Origin of the sequence: Acinetobacter terrae, assembly GCF_013004375.1 — a bacterium.
In the GTDB taxonomy this organism is placed as follows: domain Bacteria; phylum Pseudomonadota; class Gammaproteobacteria; order Pseudomonadales; family Moraxellaceae; genus Acinetobacter; species Acinetobacter terrae.
Window position 1 is genome coordinate 47841 of sequence record NZ_JABERI010000012.1, and the last position, 22492, is coordinate 70332.

Sequence of the window (22492 nt, forward strand, 5' to 3'; positions counted from 1 at the left end):
ATACTATATTATTTTTATATTAATATGTTTTTGTTCAATGATTTAAGTTTACCGCTAGGTGGAAAGTCAATAAACTTCATTTCATTAAAGTCGATATCAAAACATATTTCTGTAAGGATAGTTAAATGAATAACAGCAGTATGAATATAGAAAAAATTAGCATCGGGCATAAAGTCAAAATGGCTACTATGGAACATCTTGTTTTTACTGTGATTGCAGAAAATGCGGACGGTACCTTTAGTATCGAAACACAGCTTGATCAGCAGAATGTGCTCAGTTACGGCAATATTTCCAAAGAGATGTTGCGTAAAATCGCTTCGTAATTTTATTTAATAGGCTGTATTTTATTTTTGAGCAATTAAATCCTTAAAATAATATCTGCAAATGGATTTGCATTGAGTCTTCATCAGACTAACCACAGCATTCATTTAAAATGGAATGCTTTTAAATGAATGCTGATGTATTTTTTGTAATCATATTTTTGAGTATTTATTCTATAAAAACCGCAATAAATTAAAAAGATAGCAGATACAGTGTATTAAACAGATTGATATATATTTTTTTGAATGATAGTGAAATCACTATAAATAATAATGATGATTTTATTGCCGATTTGGACATTCTATTTCGTAGAAAAACGATATAATAATGACTAAATACTATTGTCTATCCAAGAGTCTAGAGAACGCGATGTCCCCATTAGATCAAATTGCTCCAGCATTAGATGACCAGTCTGAATTAACTATGTCGGTTTTAATGACTCCAGATATGGCAAATTTTTCAGGTAATGTTCACGGTGGAACAATTTTAAAATTGTTGGATCAGGTCGCATACGCATGTGCCAGCCGTTATTCTGGTAGCTACGTGGTCACTTTGTCGGTCGATAAAGTCAATTTTAAAGAACCGATTCATGTCGGTGAACTTGTTACTTTCCTTGCCAGTGTCAACCATGTCGGGCGTACCTCTATGGAGATCGGGATTCGTGTAGAGGCGCAGAATATTCAAAAGCGCACTGTACGTCATACCAATAGTTGCTATTTCACCATGGTCGCTGTGGATGAAGAGGGCAAACCCAAACAAATTCCTGCCTTAAAGCTAGACAATGACTGGAAACGTTGCCGTTTTGAAGCCGCAGAGCATCGTAAAGTGGCACGTTTACAAGAAAGTCATCATCCATCATGCAGTATTTATAAGAAAACTTCACAATGCTAATCAGTATTGAATGAAAAAGACCGCTTTGAAGCGGTCTTTTTTTTAATATGAAAATGTGCTTCTGGTCTATACAGCAGCATTAAATCGGCATAATATAAAACGATACGTATCGTTTCGTTTTATTTGGTGGTGCTATGACTGACGTAGAGGTAGAGAAAACTTCACGCCGTAAGCAATGTATTTTGAAAGCTGTAATCACAGCATTAGAAGAATATGACTACAGTCATTTGACTGTAGAAGATATTGCGGCACGGGCAGGGGTCGGGAAATCCACGATTTATCGCTGGTGGAAGCATAAGTCTGATTTGGTCTTTGATGCTTTCAAAGCACAAACCGCTTCAGTATTTGAACTGGATTTTCAGCAAAGTCTGGAATTTAATCTCAATCAGCAACTTTTAAAGTTATCGCATGCATTGAATCATCCTGTTGGTCGAGCCTTGTTGGTGGTGATGGCAGAGCATCGCGAAGCTGCGGGTGAATTCTTTAAACAGTATTTATTACCACGCCGTGAGCAAACCCGTAAGCTGATTCAAATTGCAATTGAACGGCATGAAATTATTGCTGACTATCCTTTTGAGCTGATGCTGGATGCACTGTATGGGCCGATACATTATCAAATTATTTTCTTCAATCGCATGCCCGATGAAAGCTACATTCAAAATCTAGTGCATCTACTTATGCAACCCGCTCTTGTTCAAAAGTAGCCATGGCTACACAGAAAGTTGATCGTTATGACTACCCCGAACACCGAGCGCTTATGGAATCGCTCTTTCATATTGTGTCTGTTCAATAACCTGTTTTTATTTACTTATTATTATGCGCTACTGACCATTTTACCGATTTATATCATGAAAAATTTAGGTGGAACGGTCAAAGAAGCAGGTTTGGCACTGACTTTATTTCTGATCTCTTCAATTGCAGTTCGCCCATTTTCTGGACTGATTGTCGAAAAATTAGGGAAAAAAATATCCTTTCGTGGTTCCGAGTTTTTATTTGTCCTTTTTGCTTTTAGCTATTTATTTGCCGATAGCATGTGGGCTTTATTGGTGATTCGTTTTATCCATGGAATTTGGTTTAGCATATTGACTACCGTGACCGTGCCGATTGCCAATGATTTCATTCCTGATCATCGTAAGGGCGAGGGGATGGGCTATTTCGTGATGTCGACCAACCTTGCCGTGGTATTTGGACCATTGATTGCCTTAACCGTGCTGCAATTTACTGACTTTATCAACTTGTTTGCAATATTGACTGCCGTAATTTGTCTGGGCTTTATGTTCTGTTTGATGGTTCCGGTACAAGAAAATAAACTCGACAAGTTAACCAACACAGTAGAAGAAAAACCTTTAGCTTTTCATGACATTATTGAAATTCGTGCAGTTCCAATTGGCTTTGTGGCCTTACTGACTGCATTTGCCTATTCCAGCATTATGAGTTTCATTACTGCTTATAGTGAATCCAAGGATTTACTGGCCTATACCAGTCTCTTTTTTATTGTATTTGCAATTTCCATGATTGTAGTACGGCCTTGGGTCGGGAAAGTTTATGATCGTAAAGGGGCCAGCGCCGTCATTTATCCTTCGTTTATTTTCTTTGCTTTAGGTTTGGTGGTGGTGAGCTTTGTTTCAAACCAATGGATTCTTTGGCTATCTGCTATATTTATTGGGATTGGCTATGGCTCATTATTTCCATGCTTTCAAACTCTGGCGATTCAGTCTGTGCCTAAACAGCGAATGGGACATGCAATCTCGACCTTCTTCACCTTATTTGATTTAGGTATGGCGATTGGTTCAGTGATTCTGGGTCTGATCATTGCCTATTATGGTTATCAAATGACTTATCTATTCTGTGCGGTCATTACTGTGGCAACTTTAGGTGTCTATAAATACACCGTTTCAGCATCACTTAAACAACCCAAATAAAGAGGTACGGCTGTGGAATTACGTCATTTACGCTATTTTGTTGCAGTGGCAGAAGAGCTGAATTTTACTAAAGCTGCACAACGTATGTGCACGGTACAGCCATCTTTAAGCCAGCAGATTAAAGATCTTGAACAGGAAGTTGGGGTGCAATTGCTGGTTCGATCGAATCGTAAAGTCGAACTGACAGAAGAAGGTAAAGCATTTTTAAAAGAAGCACTATTAAGTTTGGAACATGCTGAAAAAGCCATTCAGGATGCACGTCAAATTGCTAATTTAAATAAAGACCAATTGAATATTGGTTTTGTGCCTGTAGCTGAAATGAAAATATTCCCCTATATCATGCCGAATATTCGGGTGCATTTTCCAGAAATTAAAATCAACTTTCACAGTATGACCGATGCCAATCAATTCAAGGCACTCAAGAAAGGCGATATTGATATCGCTTTTACTCGCTATATTGATGAGTCCAGTGAACTTGAGCATGTACAAATTTTTAGTGAGCCTTTGGCTTTAATTGTTCCAAAAGATTCAGCGATTGCCGAGCAACGTCACGTCAGTATCAAGAGTTTTAACAACCAGGATTTTATTATTAGTGATGAAATTGCTTCACCTCAGTTGCATAAAATTATTACCGACTTCTTTAAGCAGTCCAAATTGAATGTCAATGTGGTGCAGCAATCCACCAATATTTTATTGAATGTCAATTTAGTCGGAATGGGAGTGGGCTGGAGCTTGGTGCCTGCCTATGTCATTCCATTGTTGGGCGACAAAATTGTGGTGAAAAAGACCATTGAGCCTTTACCGATGATTGACCTGTACGTAAGTTACCGTAAAGGTCAAAAAAATGAAGTGATTGAACTGATTTTGAAAATCTTAAAAGAACAATTTTATATGGGTTTCTTTTAAAAATTATCTCTATCACACGATGCTTTTCATTAAGTAAAAGCATCGTCGTCAAAGTCATGCCTCACATAACAATAATCAACACATCATCTAAAACGATTTATACTTAAAACCTAAAACAACAAGACAGGTCGAACAAAAATGATGAAGCTGTATAACAATTCACAATCACGTGGAATGACGCTTCTGCCTTTGCTGAAAGAGCTGGGTATTGAAGACCAGATTGAACAGATTCAAGTGCCTTATGAAGAGATGCATCAAGCTGAATATTCCAGCATTAATCCAATGGGGAAAGTCCCTTGTCTGGTGGATCAGGGTATCGTGATTTCAGAAGTTGCAGCCATATTTACCTATCTGGCAGATAAATATATTGAACAAGGTTTGGCACCCGCCTTGGATGATCCCAAGCGTGGCGCATATTTGAAATGGATGTTCTTTTGTCATGGTCCTTTGACTGAATATATGGATATAAAAGGCTTTCATATTTCTAATGAACAGATTGAAGCGAAAAGAAGCAGTTTGACCTTTGGGAATGAAGACAGCGTCTTTTTATTTCTAAAAAGTGGCATGCAACAGGCAAATCCGTATTTACTAGGTGAGAAAATTTCGGCAGCAGATTTATATTTGGCTTACTGGTTGGTCTTTGCAATTTCTTTTAAAATTTTACCGTATTTAGATGAATTTAAGCCGTTTATTCAACTCATCGGAAGCCGGGATTCGATGAAAGATGTGCCGTGGTTTCAAAAAATAAATGCTTAATGTTATTTGAACAGTGAAAAAACTGAATAAAAAAGACCACGCTTTCGCGTGGTCAGGCCTCTAAATATGATTCAGTTGATTTGTTATTTTACATGTAGCTTTTTGAATAGCTGTTGGCTGACGTGATCTAAGGTTTGTGGAATCGCAAGGGCGGCCACAAAACGGTCAGGACGTAAAATCACAACCGATTCAGACGTTTTACCAAACCATGTGCGGATATCGGTACCAATATCGCCAAGGGTAATCACGCCGTCAAATTTCTTACGGTTTTCATTGCCGAATTGAACTTCAGGAATGATCTGAATAAATTTAACACCTAAATTTTTCCAGACTTGCATAGTGGCATCTGAGAGTCCCCATTGAGGATCAACACCCCAAGCAATAATTGCGAAGTCGTTGCCAATCACATCATCCAGTAAAACTTTTTCACCAGACTCAAGTTTCAAATGTGGCTGGATAAACATCTTACCGACTGGAGATTCTTTTTTACCATCTGCTAGCAATGCACCATCGTTATATTTCGGCATAGGTTTGAAACGCATTTCAAGCAAATACTGTTTAATCGGTTTAATGTAATTCAATGCGAAGGCAATACCGTCACGGACAAAACCTTGCCATTTTTTAGGTGGCGCAAGTACGTGACCTGCCATCACAGAAAGATCAATCATCGCTTTAGCATGGTCTTTACGTTCAATTTGGTAAGAGTCCAATAAATCTGCAGTCGCTTTACTTTGGACAACCAGTGCAACTTTCCATCCCAAGTTGAAAGCATCACGCATACCGCTATTATACCCTTGACCTTGCCATACCGGCATGATGTGCGCTGCATCACCGGCAAGTAAAATGCGGTCGACACGGAATTTATCGGCAATACGTGCATTGTGTGTATAGACACGTTGACGAATCACTTCAATATTTTCAGCATTCGGTAAGACTTTAGACAGTAATTTGGCGATATTTTCTGGCTTGCTTAATTCTTCTTGAGTTTCACCTGGCATCACCATGAATTCGAAACGACGAATACCATGCGGAAGCGCAGCAGACACGTATGGACGTACTGGGTCACAGCATAAGTAAATGTGTGGTGTTGCTAATGGATCATTTTCAATGTCAATCACGATCCATTGGTTCGGTGCAGTTTTACCATCAAAAGCAATGTTTAAAGTACGACGTACAATTGAGTTGCCACCATCACAGGCAATTAAATATTTTGCTTGAACAGTTTCTTCTTTCTGGTTTTTATCTTGAATCTTAAGTGTTACGCCATTTGCATCTTGGCTAAACTCATTGAGCTGACGTGAAAAAAGCACTTCAGTTTTTTCGTATTGTTTTAAACCTTGCAGCAAGACATTGTCTACTTGAGGTTGAATAAATGCATTACGACGTGAGAAACCAAATTCACGGGTAAGTGGCTGAATATCTGCGAAACAGCGACCTTTAGGGGTCAAGAAACGCATCGCATGGTTTGGTGTAGTATGCGGCAATACTTGATCGACTAAACCAAGTGATTGAATGGTACGCAAAGATTCATCATCAATACCAATGGCACGGGGGTAGTCAATCAAACTATCCAGCTGCTCGATAATAGTGACTTGAACACCTTGTTTGCTTAAATAGTTCGCAATTGTTAAACCAACTGGGCCTGCGCCCAAGATTGCCACTTCAGTGGTGTAATTTGTTTTGTTGCTCATAGCGAATGTCCATTCAATCAATTCACATTTAAGTGTATTAACGGTGAAATTGAGGGTCTAAACAAGCTATGCCATAGTAGATATGTTGAATGAAAATAAAAAAGATGAAATGCTATTTATTTATTAAGATATTGAAAGATAATAAATATATTGATATTTAACTATACGGTTTTTTAAATCAATGATCATTTATTTCTATCATTTATAGATATCTTTGTTAAAAATAAAAAAGCTGAACTATTTAAATAATTCAGCTTTTATCTCTAAATCATTAACTTGAGTGAACAAGGTGGAGATAACAATTTGATTGAGATCTTTTTGAGTATTATTGAGCAGGTTTAGCAGTTGCTTCTTCAATAGCGCCTTCTGAATTAGGTTGAGCTGATGTTGGCTTGGTTGCAGCACTTTCAGAGGGTGCAGCTTCAGGTTGTTCTTGGGTAGAAACAATCACTTTTTCTTCTTTTTTTGTTTATCATTACTTGCAGCAAAAGTTATTGCTGCAGCAATGGTAAAAGTAGAAGCAAGTAATATTTGGGTTAATTTCATTTTAAGCATCCTTTTATTCTTTAAAAATTATTTGTATTGGGTCTATATTTATCATCACATAAATATGGACAGAGCTCATGCTAAAGAGCATGGGATTGAGGTGCAATCAAAGCAACAAAGTGAAACAGTCCGGTTAACCTGAGAAATACAACTAAACCTTCACTGTTTATTTAGTGTAAAAAATGCTCAAAGTATTGCCGGAAAAATGTGTGTAGATATTTCTATATAGGCTTTTATAAGACTTATTTTTCACCAATAACAAACAAAACCTGCCTGAATCATCATTTTTTAGTAATTATGCTCTGGTATTAAATGTAAATAAATCTTTCAAATTATGATGAGGTATTTCATCTACTTGGTCTTTTAATACAGTAAAAATAGCGTGTTAGTGATAGGTTTAATTTCATTATTTAATTCATTTATATAAGTAAAATTTAATAATAAGGCTGTGTAAGTCCTTTTAAAGAGTGTGAATACGTTGCCATAGCTCAAGGAAGAAATTAAAGTGGAGCAATATGCAGATTTTTGAGGTGAGTTGCTCTTACCACTGCATTGATTGATTTCCACCAAATGAATAGCGAGTAAGTTTTGAAACTGATTTCTCCCACACAAGCTGTCCCTACGCATATCATTTCTGGATTTTTAGGGGCTGGAAAAACCACCTTGCTCAAGCATTTACTCAGTCAAAAACCTGAAAATGAAGTTTGGGCGGTGCTGATGAACGAGTTCGGACAAATTGGTGTAGATCAGCAGATGTTGCCGCAAACACAAGGCTATGAAGTCAAAGAGTTATTGGGGGGGTGTCTTTGCTGTAGCAGTCAATTACCGATGCAAATTGCTTTATCTCGATTATTGTCGGAAAGTAAACCGGATCGATTATTTATCGAACCGACCGGTTTGGGGCATCCTGCACAATTACTGGAACAACTTACCGAACCGCATTGGCAAAAGAGTATTGCCATGCGTGCCTTAGTCACGGTGGTGGATGGCTCGCGTTTGCATGATGCAGATTGGAGCAAGCAAAACCTGTATGCAGATCAGTTAAAAGCTGCGCAGATTATTGTGGTTTCTCATGCAGATCGCATGGATTTTGCAGACGATCAGGCTTTGGTAGCATTAAAGAGCGAATATCAAGCCTATCAGCAAATCTGGCTGATGAGTGGGCAGGGTGAAATTGACCTTAAGCAAATTGATCTGCCGTATGTAGGTACTGAACGTAAGATTCAGCCCTTACTGAAAATTCAAAAAACATTTTCTACCGGGCAAAGTCTGCCAGAGATTAAACAATTACCTTATCATTACGTCGAGACTACTCAAGGCTATAGTGTGGCGGGTTGGAAGCTACCCAAGCGTTGGCAATTCGATTTTTATCTTTTATTGGATTTGCTTTGTGAGCAAAAGGATTGGCTTCGCATTAAAGGAATTTTTTATACCAATCAGGGTTGGAAAACTTTTAATTTTAATCCAGATCAATTTAATTATCAGTCTGCAGAAGAAGGCATTGATAACCGCATTGAAATCATTGTGCAAGATCAGCGAGATTGGCAACACTTTGAAGATCAATTATTTCAGTGTCAGCTGAATATGGGCGAAACTGATAAAACAACTCAGCAAAAGTAGTCCAAATCTTATATGCTAAGCGCCAAATTTGAGGACTTTTTTATGGCGCTTAAAGCAACGATTTATAAGGCTGATTTGAATATTGCCAATATGGATGATCATCAATATGCTGATTATCAATTGACGATGGCTCTACATCCCTCTGAAACCATTGAGCGCTTGATGGTGCGTATTTTGGCCTATGCGCGTTTTGCTGGCGAAGCTTTAGAATTTACCAAAGATCTGTTTGAAACTGATGAACCGGCTTTGTGGGAAAAAGACTTAACCGGTCAGCTGATCAAGTGGATTGAAGTGGGTAGTCCAGATGAAGATAAAGTCAAAAAAGCCAGCGCCCGTTGTAAGCAAGTTGCAGTGGTCACCTATGGTTCATCGGTTGATGAATGGTATAAGCGCAACAGCAAATTAAAAACTTTAAGTAATGTTCAAGTCTGGAAGCTTTCTACAGCAACCACAGATGCACTGCCACAATTATGCGAACGCACCATGCAGTTACAATTAAACGTTATGGATGGTGAATGGACGCTGATTGGTGAGCATGCGCAAGTCGTGGTTGAATGGGAACAGTTACAGTAAATATAAGCAGGATGTGGGTTTAGGCTTGCATCCTGATCACAAAATTGCGTATACCTGAAAATAATAAAAATGAAGAAGGGGGAAATACATGCCTCCTGATTTATATCGTTTGCTTATAGCCCTGGGTTATTGGTGCCATTAGCGGTGCAGGCTATGACGGTTAAGCCTGTTTGCTACTTTGATTGTGCTGATCGTTCTTATTTTTCTGATCTATGTTCAGGAGCATATTGAAGCCCTGAGTCATACAAGCATCGAATTATTTGTCCTGATCAATGCAAGACTCTAGATCAATATGAAGATTTATTTAGGGCTTATGACATGAAGGTGGTTCGCAGTGTGCAACATAAAACCGAACATCGAATTAGTGGACGCTGGATTTTAATTGGTTCAGCTGAAAATCATAAAAAACTGACCGCTTATTTACTCAACGATTCGAATATTCAAGAGCTTAGTTTTTAAATACTGAAACCTTAAATCATAAAGAATCCGCTTGAATCGGGTTTATACTAAGTATTGAAAATTTAGTACTCAGTTTAGGTAAATGACGATGACAAATGAATTAGAAATTATTGATTTAAAAGTGGGTGAAGGTAAAGAAGCAGTTAAAGGCGCGCTGATTACCACGCATTATACAGGCTGGTTGGAAGATGGAACCAAGTTTGATTCATCGATTGACCGTGGCAATTATTTTGAAACCGTGATTGGAACTGGTCGTGTAATTAAAGGTTGGGATCAGGGCATTATGGGAATGAAAGTGGGCGGTAAACGCAAATTACTTGTTCCTGCACATTTGGCTTATGGCGAACGAAAAATGGGTAAAATCATTCCTGCTAACTCAAACCTTATTTTTGAAATTGAGTTATTCGACGTAAAAACACGTGATTAAAATTTATTAATTTCTGATGAAGAAATGATCTGCAAGATACAGGGATAGATCTTGCAAATACATGAAAAATTGTTTGAGTTTTCTTTTTTTATCGTTACATTAGTTAATGAACAAGCGTAATTTAAGGATGATTCGCTTTTTGGATAAGAGCCATAATTTAATACATTTTTTTAAGTTTTTTCTTTTAGTCTGTGTATGCGTATTCGCGTGGCAAAAACCGGTATGGGCACACTATAATGCTGCGCCTGAATCAGATGATTTACAGCAAAAATTATTTAATCAGATTCAGTTTACTGAAAATAGCAGTACTCCCTTGCAAGGATTATGGCAGTATTATCCTGGGCAATTTATCACCCAACCCAGTTCCGTTCTAAAATCGACTAGCGTAAGTTTACCGATTTCTTTTAAAGAACTCACCGGTAGCAATGAAACCTACGGTACCTTCATTGGTCATTTTAAAATTCCCAAGGAATATATTGGGCGTCGTATTGCTATTTTTATTCCAAATCAATATGGCGCTTACCGCCTATATTTGAATGGAGATTTCGTGCTGCGTTTAGGTGAAATTGGTAAAGATACAACAACTCACCTCACAGAAAATGCACCTCGAATTGCCTTTATGGTCGTCAAAAAAGAATATTTCACCCTGACCATTCAAGCCTCAAATTTTGATCCTTTACATGGTGGATTAGAAAATCCTATGCGGATTGGTACCTCGAAAACCATTACTCGACAGTTTGAGCAGCTGATGATGAGTATTGGTTTGGTTTGTGGTGCAGTATTGGGCGTTGGCATATTTACTTTAATGTTTTCCATTTTTCAAGGAAAGATTGGGCGCAGCAGTATTCGGGTATTTGTGTTTGGCATTTTTATCTTATTTTTGGCATTACATAATTTATTTTCTGCACCTTATGCCTACACGGTATTTACAGATATTAGCTGGATATGGGGAAGACGATTAGAGTTTCTATTTACTTATTTTGCAGTGGTATTTTTTCTGAGTTATATGATTTTACTCAACCAGCGCTATTTACATCCGATTATTTATTTTGTAGCAATGCTGGTGCTTGGAATAAATATTGTTGTAACTGTATTTACTAGCCCTGAAATTTTTGAACGTTTAGCATTTTATAGTTCATTATTTAGCGTAGTGGTCATTTTGAATTTTGCCTATGGTTTTTATCTGACTCTAAAAACGAAAGAGAAATATTCTACGATTAATTTATGGGCTGTGGTTTTATTATGTGTGACATTTGTCCATGATTTTTTGTTGACGCTCCATTTAATTGAGTCCTTTAATCTCTCATTTATCTCTACCAGTTTTTATGCATTGTTGGTTATGTTCCAGCAGTCTAGAAATTTTGCGCGACATACCTCTTATATTGAGCAATTGAATAATAATTTACTTGAACTCAATAGCTCTTTAGATCAGAGAGTACAAGAGCGAACCTTGCAGTTACATCAGCTCAATGAACAGTTAGAACGACAAATTCAAATTGATGCATTAACCGGTGCGTTTAACCGCCGTGCTTTAAATGCCGAGATACAGCGTTTATTTACCCTGACACAAAATCACAGTAATAGCACCTTGGCATTTGCCATGTTAGATGTGGATTATTTTAAAAATTATAATGATTACTATGGGCACTTGAAGGGTGACGTGATTTTGCAAGACTTGGTTAAAATGATACAACATGCCTTGCCACCTTCAGCTTATGTGGCACGCTATGGGGGAGAGGAGTTTGCGATTATTTTGCATAATGTTCCTAGTGAAGTGGTTTTAAAAGTGTTGCAACAGGTTTTAAATGCCGTAAGACAAGCACAGCTGGAACATGTAAATAGACCCGACCAAAAACAATATGTGACCTTAAGTATGGGGGTTGCATGGATGGATCAAAATCATCCCTATGCCGATATACATGAACTCATGAAGGCTGCCGATGTCCAGCTTTATGCAGCTAAAGGTGCCGGTCGAGATCAATACCAAGCGCTGAGTGGTTAAGCGTTAAGATAGTTAATGGGGCGATAGGTATTTTATTTGATGCAATCTGCATTCATATTTTAAAGCTATATTCTTAATTCTTATAAATCCAATAAGTTTATTTAAATATAACTACCTTGCTGGAAAAACAGACATATTGATGTGTTTTTTAAAGCTTTTATTCCAATTCATTGGTATTTTTTAAGATTCATTTCAGTTTTATTTGATAAAAAGCCAAGTTGAAATAACTGAATGTCATACATCAGGAAAGGCAAGATCCACATTTTATTGATGCAAAATGTGTGATATTCAGAGAATAAAATGATTTTTTGAGCACCATTTAATGAATACTCGCTTGCTTTCAACATTGCTCTCCACTTCTCTTTCTGCAGTTTTGTGGCAGATTCCTCATTTAGCCTGGAGTCAAACGCCAGCGCATAATCCGACACTGACCGTGATTGGTTATCATGAAATTATCAACACTGAAAATGCACTTATTCCTGAATATGCAGTGAGTACGACCCAATTTCAGCAACATATCGATTGGCTGAAAAAAAATGGTTTTCACTTTATTAATGTTGATCAGCTTATTCAAGCGCATCAAGGGAAATATAGCTTACCGACAAAACCGGTTTTATTGACGGTGGATGATGGCTATGCCTCTTTTTATCAAAATGCCTATCCGATTGTTAAAGCCAATAAAATTCCTGTGGTTTTGGCGGTGGTGGGTTCATGGTTAGAACCCAAAGAAGATCAAAACATCGATTTTTCAGGTGAGCAGATTCAGCGTAAAGAAATGCTGTCCTGGGCAGAATTGAAAGAGATGCAAGACAGTGGTTTAGTGGAAATGGCCAGTCACAGTTATAATTTGCATCGCGGTATTGTAGGCAATCCACAAGGCAATCTTGAACCTGCGGCGGTCACACGCTTATATGATCCTAAATCTGCGAGCTATGAAGATGATAGCCACTATCAGCAGCGTATTTCCAATGATTTAAAACAGAATAACCAATTGCTGATTGCCCATGGTTTGAAATCACCACGCATAATGGTCTGGCCTTATGGTCACTATAATATGCAAACCGTGAAAATTGCCAAACAACTGGGTATGCCGGTTGCCATCAGTCTGGATGATGGTGCAGATTCGGCGAAAAGTTCACTGGGTCAGCTCAATCGGATTTTGATTGAAGGCAATATGACCACAGCAGATTTAGCGCGAGAAATACAAAATCGTCAGCAACATTTGGGCGATAATAACCGTCCGCAAAAAATTATGCATATCGATCTAGATTACATTTACGACAAAGATCCGATTCAACAGGAACGTAATCTTGATCATCTGCTGGACCGGATTGTGGCGACGAAAGTGAATACCGTGTATTTACAGGCTTTTTCCGATCCGGATGCCAACGGTTCAGCGGATATGGTGTATTTCCCCAATCATTATTTGCCGATGCGCGCAGACTTGTTTAATCGGGTCGCCTGGCAAATTCAGACCCGAACCCAAGTAGGGCGTGTCTATGCGTGGATGCCATTACTGGCTTGGGAATTACCTAAAAATAATCCGGTGTCTAAAGATGTGGTTGAAACCCAGCAAACGGAAGATTCTCAGCATTTGAATATGGGATATCGCCGTTTAAGTCCATTTTCACCCGATGCACGAAAAACCATTAGCGGAATTTATCAAGACCTGGCCAAGTCGGTGCCTTTTAACGGTATTTTATTCCATGACGATACCACTTTATCTGACTATGAAGATGCCAGTCCCGAAGCTTTGAAAGCCTATGCAGCTATTGGTTTGCCGACAGATTTAGCCAAAATTCGCAGCAATGATGCCGATCTGCAAAAATGGACCGCTTATAAGACCAAGTACATTGATGACTTTGCATTGCAACTGGCACAACAAGTCCGTCAGTATCATCCTTTTTTACTGACTGCACGAAATTTATATGCACAAGTTGCGCTCAAACCCTATGCAGAAAATTGGTATTCACAGTCTTTAGAACAGTCCATCAATCGTTATGATTTCACTGCCATTATGGCGATGCCTTATATGGAACAAGCAGCCAATAGCGATGCTTTTTATCGAGATATTGTCAATCGCGTGAAGCAATTTCCAAAGGGAATCAAAAAAACAGTCTTTGAATTGCAGGCAGTGAACTGGCGAACCAATCAAAAAGTTCCATCAGATGAGATGGCTCAAACCATTCAATCTTTATATGAACAAGGTGCAATGCACGTGGCTTACTATCCGGATGATCCGATTCAGGATCATCCCGATACGCGAGTGTTACGCAAGGCCTTTGATTTGAAATCAAGCAAACTTGTTCCTTAAAGGAATTCTATATGTCAACGCTGCAGCATTTTTGGCATTCCGCTTTGCACTTTGTCTTTTATTATCCATTGTTTATGTCATATTTATGGATGATTGGTGCACTGATTTTCTATTGGAAAGAACGACAAGATCCACCGTGTCAACAACCGAAGCCACTTGCTGCTTATCCCAAAGTGGCGGTGCTGGTGCCTTGTTTTAATGAAGGTGATAACGCGGAAGAAACCTTAAGTCATGCCTTGGCACTGGATTATCCAAATTTTGAAGTGATTGCGATTAATGATGGCAGCTCAGATAACACTGCAGACGTCTTAAACCGTTTGGCTGTACAGCATGAAAAGCTGCGTGTGGTGCATTTGGCACACAATCAAGGCAAAGCCATGGCATTACAGGCGGGAAGCTTGTTGACCGATGCCGAATATTTGATAGGCATCGATGGTGATGCCTTACTCGATCCGCACGCAGCAACCTGGATGCTACGCCATTTTCTGGAAGATGAAACTGTCGCTGCTGTCACCGGTAATCCACGGATTCGTACCCGTTCCACCTTGATTGGTCGTATTCAGGTGGGAGAGTTTTCTTCTATCGTGGGGATGATCAAACGTGCGCAACGTAGTTTTGGACGACTGTTTACCGTTTCTGGCGTGATTACGGCATTTCGTAAAAGTGCGGTGCATGAAGTCGGTTATTGGTCACCTGACATGCTGACTGAAGATATTGATATTACCTGGAAGCTGCAACGTGCCGGCTGGAATATTCACTTTGAACCGAATGCCTTGGTCTGGATTTTAATGCCAGAAACCTTCAATGGTTTGTGGAAACAGCGGCTGCGTTGGGCGATGGGTGGGGCACAAGTGCTGATTAAAAATATGGATGTACTGTTTAAACCGAAACTGAATTTTTTATGGCCCTTGTTATTTGAACTGGTCTTAACGCTGGTCTGGTCTTATTTAATGCTGTTTATGGCGATTCTTTGGTTAATTCATTTTATTGTTCCACTTGGAATTAATGGGGGGAGTTCTCCATTTTTGCCTTATGGAACAGGCATGCTATTAGGAGCAACTTGTTTACTTCAGTTTGCGCTCAGTAAATGGATGGACAGTCGTTATGAACCCGGACTCGGTAAAAATTACTTCTGGATGATCTGGTATCCATTTGTATTTTGGTTGATCACGCTGTCTGCCAGTATTGTGGCATTTCCAAAAGTGTTGTTGCGTCGTGATGGCAAGCGTGCACGTTGGGTCAGTCCAGACCGGGGTATGCGAAGTTCAACAATCAATAATGAGAGCATCCGCCATGAAAAATAATTCTTTAGTTATTGATTTACGCCGTTTATTGCCTTGGCATAAACGTTATGCCTCAAATACCTCAACAGCGATAATGTGGGCGGTGTGGTTGTTTTTATGGCGTCCATTATTAATTGTAATTGGTGTAGTAAGTCTGCAAAAACAGCATGTCATTCATCAAATGTTTTCAGCTTTTGGTTTGGGAGTTGAACATGGGGTAAGTGCATTATTGGCATGTGTGGTCGCATTACTCTTATGGTCGAATTTTGTTCCTTCCAAAGTGGTGAAGAAAACTCCGGCCAAAATTATGAAAGATTATGTGGATCATTTTGATTTACCTGTCCAAGATATTGAGCAGGGCCGTCAGCAAAAAGTCAGTGTAATCCATCATAATGATCACGGTAAAATCATTCGGATCGAATAATGAAACGTTGTTTGAGTTAAATATTTTAAAAATCCCGAGTGAATATCCCACCCGGGATTTTTTTATTTGATTGATACTGTTTCACGAATGGAATAAGAATATAAGGACAATCCCATACACAGTAAAAGCAATCCTAAAATTAAATGTGGACTTAAAGCTTCATGATTAAGCCACGTTCCCCATAATGTTGCCAGTACAGGCGTCATGATGGTGATCAGCATCAGTGTGGTTGGGTTTACTGTGTTGAGCAGTTGATAATAAAAAATCATCGCCAGTACCGAGGAAAATAAGGCGCTATAGATCAGTGCAATACTGGTTTGTAATACGGGGAGCTGCGATGGCAGATCTGACCAGAAAAAAGGTAGTAAAGCGCAATAGCCTAACCATGACATGATTGTCGCACCTGTCATTTGACTGATTGGATGGAGGTTGGCAGCCACACCACGAACTGCAAATGCAGAGAGTACATAAAGAATCATGGCGATGACTTCTAAAGCTATCCCGAGATAATTTAGGCGTATATTTTGTGAACTTAAGTCCAGAGCAAAATACAGACCGAGCATGCCCATCATTAAGCCTGTGCATTGATAAGCACTCAACTTTTCACTTTTAAAAATACAAGTCGCCAGCAAGCCGGATACGAATGGGGCAATGCCGTAGATGATTGAAATAATGGCTGATGGAACTTTTGATGCGCCCATATAGCAAAAGGTCATGGAAGCAAACAAGCCCAGTGCACCTGCCGCATAGCTAAGTAAAGCTTGCGGGTGCAAGGGCACTTTAACTTTAAAGTAGGCCTGACAGACTAAGGCAATGGGAATAGCCAAGCTAAATCGGATAAATAAGCCCCACGCCCAATGAATTTCATGCACTGTCCAAACGGCTGCTAGCGGTGTCACTGACCAAATCAGCACGACAGTAACAAATTGACCGGCTGTAGCGAAGCGTGAGTATCGGCTAAAAGAAGCTACAACCGGCTCGGACAGTGGCGAGGGGAAATCATTTTTATTGGATGGCTGATTCATTGGTTTTTTCCTTATTTTTAGGCAATAAAAAAGGTCGCTGTTGAGGCGACCTTTAGATATTTATTTTAGTGATTATTCAAAGAAATGATCACGGTACAGATTCCAAGGCACCTCATGCAAAAAGTCCACCCGTCGTGAAGTGGCTTTGTTGACTTGAATGTCCAAAGCGAGCCAAATCGCAAGCGGATATTGAGGGTATGGAATAGCTAACATGAAAAAAAAGTCTCTGAATGAACATTTTTTATAGCATAATATTTTAAAAATTGTATGAATTTTATTCAAATTGTTTTATAAATATAAAGATAACAATTATTTACTCGTGAGAGTGTCGCTATGATAAAAATACTCTTGTGGTTGTGTCTTTTCATTGTGTTTATTGGGCTTTGGAAAGTCATTTTTAAATTTCAGATCAATCAACATTTTCAACAATTCAAAATCAAGCAGTTAGCGGATTTAGACAAAACTGCCTCTATATCCACGAAGCCATTATCCGCCCATGAAGCACGTATCGATGAAGTGGAGGAATACGAACAACAATTATTTGATGATGTCTGCCAAATATTTTTTGAGCGCCAATTGGCTGAACGAAATTTGAGTCAGGCAATTGTAGTCCAAGAAGATGTATTAAGAAAAATGCCAGCAAAAACCCAAACCCAAATTCGCAAGCTGGATTTAGGGGAATGGTCTATTTACTGGACTTTCTATGATCAGTCTTTGGAATATTATGTTGGACGTTATGGGGTGTTTTATACCCATGTCGACCGTTTTGGGGAGGAGCATAAATTTGAAATGAAAGATGCACATAGCCACGTTTGATTAAAGGGATGCGTTTAAGTGCCACATATTTTTAGCTAAAGGATGAAGTGCTTTACATCTTTATGTACTTTGTAACTATTTTAACATGCGTTGCTTTACCTGAGCTAGATAAAACAGATCATCATTCAGGCGATCCATTAAATCATCCCTTCATAATCGGCTTAACTTTGTTTGGCTAAAATTCTGGCTTCAGCTTCTGCAAGATGTATTTTAAATAATTGATAGAACGCCATTTCCCAATCCTGAAAAATAGCGCGAATTTTTTCTAAAATATCGGCATATTAATACCGGACTTCAATAGAAAGAATTCCAACTAAACAACCTTTTATTTCATAACTAAAAAAACTGCACCGCACGCTCATGAATATGTTCAAAATGCATGGTCCAAAATGCCTATTTTCTAACTTATGCTTTAGATGTGGCATAGAAAACTCGTTTTTATTGGATTTAGATGACTAACTTTTGGATTATTCACTTTTAAATTATTGACCTTTAAATTCGGGTGCACGTCGTTGCAGCATCGCCATAACCCCTTCCTGTACATCTTGGGTTTTTAGCAGTGGGGTGAGGTGCTGTTGTAAATGGGCAAATGCTGTTTCTGCACCATGTTCAGCGGCCTCTTTGGCAGAAGCAAGCGTGGCTTGTACGGCAAGTGGTGCAGCTTGAGCAATGCGTTCTGCCAGTTCAATGGCTCGTTTGAGTGGCACTTCACTGGTGATTTCATTGATCAGGTTTAAATCCAGCGCCGTTTGGGCATTGAAGGTATCCCCCGTGAGCAAGTAGCGCATGGCTTTTGACCAGCCTGCTGCTTGTACAAAACGCACCGTTGCACCACCAAAAGGTAAAATGCCACGTTGCACCTCCATTTGTGCAAACTGGCTGTTGTCCTGTGCAATTACGATATCCGCATTGAGCATCAGTTCGATCCCTGCGGTATAGCAAAAGCCTTGAACTGCAACAATCACCGGTTTTTTTCGCTGACGTCCGCTGGTTCCCCATGGATTGATCTGATGTTCATTGTAGTTAAATATGCCACTACTCAGTTTGGGTTGTAACTCAACCAAATCCAAACCCGCAGTAAAGTGCTCACCATGGGCGAAAATCACTGCACAGCGTAACTCGGGATGATCTTCATATTCGGTTAAGGCGAGTGATAAGTCATGAATCAGATGACTATCAAAGGCATTTCGTTTTGTCGCACGGTCGAGTCCAATAAAGAACAGAGACCCGCGAATTTCCCGGCTGACTTTTCCTTGTTGTTGTGACATTTTTACTCTCCCAGTTTGATTGTTTTTTATATTCTTCAACGGTCGTTAGAAAACTGTCAAATCTATGCAGGCTACTTTTTAATTTGCATTGAAGTAACAGATCATAGTTCGAAACAGCTGTGTTGTCGGTCAGATTGTGTAGCTGAATTGGTACAATTTATCTTGCGTTCAGCGCTATTTTTTCCATAATAGCAGCACTGTTTACCTGCCTGTTTATTGCTATGTCACCTTTAGAAATTGTTGCCGTCATTATCAGTCTTATTGGGGTGACATTGACCATTAAACGGAATATGTGGTGTTGGTGGTTTAACTTCGCAGCCTTTGTTTTATATGCCTATTTATTTTACGAATTTAAGCTGTATGGCGAAACCATTTTGCAGTTTTTCTTTATCGTGGTGAACTTTTATGGTTTCTACCACTGGTTGAAGGGCAAACAGCAAGATCATGAAATTCGGATTGAACCGATTGCTAATAAAATAGTGATTTTCCAGATGCTACTTGCAGCAGTGGGCGGTTTAATTTTCGGTTTAACTTTAAAAAATTTTACCGATGCTGCTGTGCCGATGCTGGATTCACAATTGGCGGCTTTTAGTTTACTGGCCACCTATTGGACCAGCCGTAAACATATTGCGACTTGGGTATTGTGGGTTTTCGTCGATATCGTTTATGTGGGCATGTTTATTTATAAAGATTTATTCTTGACTGCGGGTTTATATGCCGCCTTTGTCGGATTGGCCGCTTTTGGCTGGTGGCAGTGGGAACAAGTGAAAAAGAAACAGGTGATTACGCATTTTAAGGGTGTATAAAGATATTTTATGGCGCACTTGGATTGACTCATATGCTGATTGATTTCATTCAACATCAATTGAAGCAATTTGATGAAATGGCATCACGCATTCAAGCTGCGTCTGACCACTATATCCAGTTTGATTCAGTCTCTGATTTCTATAAGGCTGAATGGTTGAATGATTTTCCACAAGGCACCACATGGGCAGCGACAGGTTTGGATGATGGTGCTGAACAATTCTATGCAATCATTGAATATAGAAGCCATTTCCTCAGTATTTCCTGTTCCGAGCAAATTGAAATACATTGTGGCGTATATGGTCAATAGTTCGGTAGATACGGTCAATGACAGCATCACTAAAATTCAATTAAATAAAAAGCGACAAAATGCGCTAGATCAGTGATGATCAAATGGTTTATAAGTATTCAAAACGACCAATAAAAAAACAAAGGATAGAAAAATGGCACATCGTTTTACTGTGAATTCTACAATTCAGGGCGTTTCAATTGATGAATTTAAACGACTTGCATCAGATACAGCTTTGCACGAAGCAGTATGCAGACGTATTCCAGGTGAAAAATTAGAAATTATTGAATCTAAGATTCAGGGCGATACCTATACTTTACGCCGTGCATATAATTTAGATGTGAAGATTCCGGATATCGCAAAAAAACTGCTCAAAGATGCATTTCGTTTGAAGCGTACCGATATCACCAATTTAGAAGCTTTAACTTCGACCATAGAATTGGGTGCAAATTTACCTCTAGTAGCCAGTTGTGAACGTGCAGTAACAGGGGATGATCGGCAAATTCATATTACCTTAAATTGGCAGGTTAAGATTAAAGTCCCTTTGGTTGCAGGCATGCTAGAAAAACATGCTGAAGGGGAAATTCGTAAATTCAGTGATTTGGAAATCCAGATTGTTGAAGATGAATTAAAGAAAAATCTCTCTGCTTAATGACGGTAAAAAAGCCCTTAATTAAAGGGCTTTTTTATTTATTACTGATTAATCTTTTACGGTGTTGTGCGGTGTAGAAATTGCAGATGCCACTAAATCATGTTTCTCAAATTTGGCTCTATAAAGCATCGCAGTAAAGAACGAGACCAAGCACACCACCCATATATAATACATTGCGCCAATATTGCTATACAGGCTTAACCATTGCACCAAGGGTAAAGTAATACCACCCGCTATAGCATAGGCAACATTATAGGAAAATGAAATGCCCGAGAAACGGATTTGAGCAGGGAACATTTTCACCATACTGTAAGACACCATACCTACGGTTCCCGAGAACAAACCAAGCAACATATACAGCATAAACACAGTTGATGGAGCGACATGTCCGAGGCTGTTATAGAAAATACCCGCAATGATCGCGACAGCGAGTGAGCCGAATAAAATCACCTTGCCTGCGTCAAAACGGTCAGCCAACAGTCCTGCCAAAATACAACCCAGCATTTGCATGACAATTGCGGCACTTTGCATTTTAAAGGCATCGGCGCGTTCAAAACCAAAAGCACCGACCAACAGGTTAGGCATGGCTAAAATCAGCACCACTACACAGCCAGTCAGGAACCAGGTAAATAACATCCCAATCACCACGCCTGTTTTATGTTCTGCTAAAACCTGTTTCACCGGCATTTCTTTAGAAAGTTCTTTGCGTGCTTGCATTGCCTTAAATACAGGGGTTTCTTTTAAATAACTACGCAAATAGAGCGCAATTAAACCGAAAATACCCCCGGCAATAAAGGGAATGCGCCAAGCCCAGTCATGAATTTCTGTTTCTGAAAACTTGATGGAAATAAACAAGGACATCAATGCACCGAGCAATATCCCTAAAGATAGACCTGCAGTGAGTAGTCCGTTAGCAAAACCAATTTTCTTTTCCGGTACGTGCTCGGAAACGAAAGTCCAAGCCGCAGGAATTTCCCCACCAATGGCAATGCCTTGTACCACGCGCATCAGCAATAACAATAATGGTGCGGCATAACCAATGCTTTCAAAGGTCGGCATCACACCAATCATTAAGGTCGGGAGCGCCATCAGTAAAATGGATAAGCTGAATAAGCGTTTACGCCCAATCAGGTCACCAAAATGTGCCATGATCACACCACCGAGTGGGCGGAAGAAGTAACCTGCAGCAAAAATACCGTAAGTGTTCAGCATTGCCCAAAAAGGACTTAAACCACTTGGGAAAAACAGTTCAGAAATGATTTTGGCGTAAAAGACATAAATGACGAAGTCGTAGAATTCGAGTGCGCCACCGAGGGAGGAAAGCCCAAGGGTACGTTTATCTTCACTGCTTAGACGTGCAGGCGCTTCCGTGCTGGTTGTATTGGTCATCGCATGTACAAATAGTGGTAAAGTTTTTATTTTAATCAATTGCTATCTATATGAAAAATAATTCTTTCTTCTGAGTGCGACAACTTAAATTTATGAATGATGAGGCGTGATCCG

23 protein-coding genes and 1 pseudogene are annotated in these 22492 nt (G+C 39.3%); 18 read left to right on the forward strand and 6 right to left on the reverse strand.

What is annotated here, in order from left to right; translation table 11 throughout:
• The first annotated feature begins 125 nt into the window (after positions 1-125).
• From HLH14_RS06515 to HLH14_RS06540, 6 genes are all read left to right on the forward strand, one after another.
• Complete coding sequence (locus HLH14_RS06515) at positions 126-323, forward strand: hypothetical protein (RefSeq protein WP_086193707.1); 198 nt, start codon at positions 126-128, stop codon at positions 321-323.
• 367 nt (positions 324-690) lie between these two features.
• Positions 691-1212 (forward strand): acyl-CoA thioesterase, encoded by a 522-nt coding sequence (locus HLH14_RS06520; protein WP_067723834.1) that lies wholly within the window; start codon positions 691-693, stop codon positions 1210-1212.
• A 134-nt stretch (positions 1213-1346) separates the two neighbouring features.
• Positions 1347-1916, forward strand: a complete 570-nt coding sequence (locus HLH14_RS06525) for a TetR/AcrR family transcriptional regulator (protein ID WP_067723835.1) — start codon at positions 1347-1349, stop codon at positions 1914-1916.
• A 27-nt stretch (positions 1917-1943) separates the two neighbouring features.
• Complete coding sequence (locus tag HLH14_RS06530; protein WP_067723836.1) at positions 1944-3134, forward strand: MFS transporter; 1191 nt, start codon at positions 1944-1946, stop codon at positions 3132-3134.
• 12 nt (positions 3135-3146) lie between these two features.
• Complete coding sequence (locus HLH14_RS06535) at positions 3147-4040, forward strand: LysR substrate-binding domain-containing protein (RefSeq protein WP_086193704.1); 894 nt, start codon at positions 3147-3149, stop codon at positions 4038-4040.
• Between the two features lie 141 nt (positions 4041-4181).
• On the forward strand, positions 4182-4796 hold the full coding sequence (locus tag HLH14_RS06540) for a glutathione S-transferase family protein (RefSeq protein WP_067723840.1): 615 nt from the start codon (positions 4182-4184) through the stop codon (positions 4794-4796).
• An 83-nt stretch (positions 4797-4879) separates the two neighbouring features.
• Here the strand turns inward: HLH14_RS06540 and HLH14_RS06545 are convergent, their stop codons facing one another.
• Entirely contained in the window at positions 4880-6487 is a 1608-nt protein-coding gene (locus tag HLH14_RS06545) for a bifunctional 3-(3-hydroxy-phenyl)propionate/3-hydroxycinnamic acid hydroxylase (RefSeq protein WP_067723838.1), read from the reverse strand.
• A 325-nt stretch (positions 6488-6812) separates the two neighbouring features.
• A pseudogene (locus tag HLH14_RS06550) lies at positions 6813-7033 on the reverse strand (hypothetical protein).
• A gap of 588 nt (positions 7034-7621) precedes the next feature.
• Here HLH14_RS06550 and HLH14_RS06555 point away from each other — a divergent pair.
• From HLH14_RS06555 to pgaD, 8 genes are all read left to right on the forward strand, one after another.
• Positions 7622-8653: a CobW family GTP-binding protein gene (locus HLH14_RS06555; RefSeq protein WP_171532789.1), complete on the forward strand. Its 1032-nt coding sequence runs from the start codon at positions 7622-7624 to the stop codon at positions 8651-8653.
• Between the two features lie 42 nt (positions 8654-8695).
• Entirely contained in the window at positions 8696-9226 is a 531-nt protein-coding gene (locus HLH14_RS06560) for a YaeQ family protein (protein ID WP_067724329.1), read from the forward strand.
• 318 nt (positions 9227-9544) lie between these two features.
• Positions 9545-9685: a hypothetical protein gene (locus HLH14_RS15825; protein ID WP_212815881.1), complete on the forward strand. Its 141-nt coding sequence runs from the start codon at positions 9545-9547 to the stop codon at positions 9683-9685.
• 88 nt (positions 9686-9773) lie between these two features.
• Positions 9774-10112, forward strand: a complete 339-nt coding sequence (locus HLH14_RS06570; protein WP_067724328.1) for an FKBP-type peptidyl-prolyl cis-trans isomerase — start codon at positions 9774-9776, stop codon at positions 10110-10112.
• A gap of 127 nt (positions 10113-10239) precedes the next feature.
• Positions 10240-12114: a sensor domain-containing diguanylate cyclase gene (locus HLH14_RS06575; RefSeq protein WP_081406228.1), complete on the forward strand. Its 1875-nt coding sequence runs from the start codon at positions 10240-10242 to the stop codon at positions 12112-12114.
• Positions 12115-12436: 322 nt separating this feature from the next.
• Complete coding sequence (gene pgaB, locus HLH14_RS06580; protein ID WP_067724326.1) at positions 12437-14428, forward strand: poly-beta-1,6-N-acetyl-D-glucosamine N-deacetylase PgaB; 1992 nt, start codon at positions 12437-12439, stop codon at positions 14426-14428.
• A gap of 11 nt (positions 14429-14439) precedes the next feature.
• Positions 14440-15732, forward strand: a complete 1293-nt coding sequence (gene pgaC / locus HLH14_RS06585; protein WP_067724325.1) for a poly-beta-1,6-N-acetyl-D-glucosamine synthase — start codon at positions 14440-14442, stop codon at positions 15730-15732.
• On the forward strand, positions 15722-16135 hold the full coding sequence (gene pgaD / locus HLH14_RS06590) for a poly-beta-1,6-N-acetyl-D-glucosamine biosynthesis protein PgaD (protein ID WP_171532790.1): 414 nt from the start codon (positions 15722-15724) through the stop codon (positions 16133-16135). Before pgaC ends, pgaD begins: the two co-directional genes overlap by 11 nt.
• 62 nt (positions 16136-16197) lie before the next feature.
• Here pgaD and HLH14_RS06595 read toward each other — a convergent pair whose 3' ends face one another.
• Both HLH14_RS06595 and HLH14_RS06600 read right to left on the reverse strand, forming a co-directional pair.
• Complete coding sequence (locus HLH14_RS06595; protein WP_067724323.1) at positions 16198-17160, reverse strand: DMT family transporter; 963 nt, start codon at positions 17158-17160, stop codon at positions 16198-16200.
• 72 nt (positions 17161-17232) lie between these two features.
• The gene (locus tag HLH14_RS06600; protein ID WP_155859815.1) at positions 17233-17373 is read right to left on the reverse strand and encodes a hypothetical protein; all 141 of its coding nucleotides are present in this window, start codon (positions 17371-17373) and stop codon (positions 17233-17235) included.
• A gap of 120 nt (positions 17374-17493) precedes the next feature.
• Here HLH14_RS06600 and HLH14_RS06605 point away from each other — a divergent pair, with 120 nt between their 5' ends.
• Complete coding sequence (locus HLH14_RS06605; RefSeq protein ID WP_067724322.1) at positions 17494-17976, forward strand: hypothetical protein; 483 nt, start codon at positions 17494-17496, stop codon at positions 17974-17976.
• A gap of 482 nt (positions 17977-18458) precedes the next feature.
• On the opposite strand, the gene HLH14_RS06610 is transcribed toward HLH14_RS06605, so the two are convergent.
• Positions 18459-19244, reverse strand: coding sequence for a crotonase/enoyl-CoA hydratase family protein (locus HLH14_RS06610; RefSeq protein ID WP_067724321.1), 786 nt, complete (start codon positions 19242-19244; stop codon positions 18459-18461).
• Between the two features lie 221 nt (positions 19245-19465).
• Between HLH14_RS06610 and pnuC the strand changes: the two genes are divergently transcribed.
• From pnuC to HLH14_RS06625, 3 genes are all read left to right on the forward strand, one after another.
• Positions 19466-20050 carry a nicotinamide riboside transporter PnuC gene (pnuC, locus tag HLH14_RS06615; RefSeq protein WP_067724320.1) on the forward strand — a complete coding sequence of 195 codons (585 nt, stop codon included), beginning with the start codon at positions 19466-19468 and terminating at the stop codon, positions 20048-20050.
• A gap of 32 nt (positions 20051-20082) precedes the next feature.
• Complete coding sequence (locus HLH14_RS06620) at positions 20083-20358, forward strand: hypothetical protein (protein ID WP_067724319.1); 276 nt, start codon at positions 20083-20085, stop codon at positions 20356-20358.
• Between the two features lie 133 nt (positions 20359-20491).
• On the forward strand, positions 20492-20989 hold the full coding sequence (locus HLH14_RS06625; protein ID WP_067724318.1) for a DUF2505 family protein: 498 nt from the start codon (positions 20492-20494) through the stop codon (positions 20987-20989).
• A 48-nt stretch (positions 20990-21037) separates the two neighbouring features.
• Here the strand turns inward: HLH14_RS06625 and HLH14_RS06630 are convergent, their stop codons facing one another.
• Positions 21038-22378, reverse strand: a complete 1341-nt coding sequence (locus HLH14_RS06630; RefSeq protein WP_067724317.1) for an MFS transporter — start codon at positions 22376-22378, stop codon at positions 21038-21040.
• Positions 22379-22492: the final 114 nt, after the last annotated feature.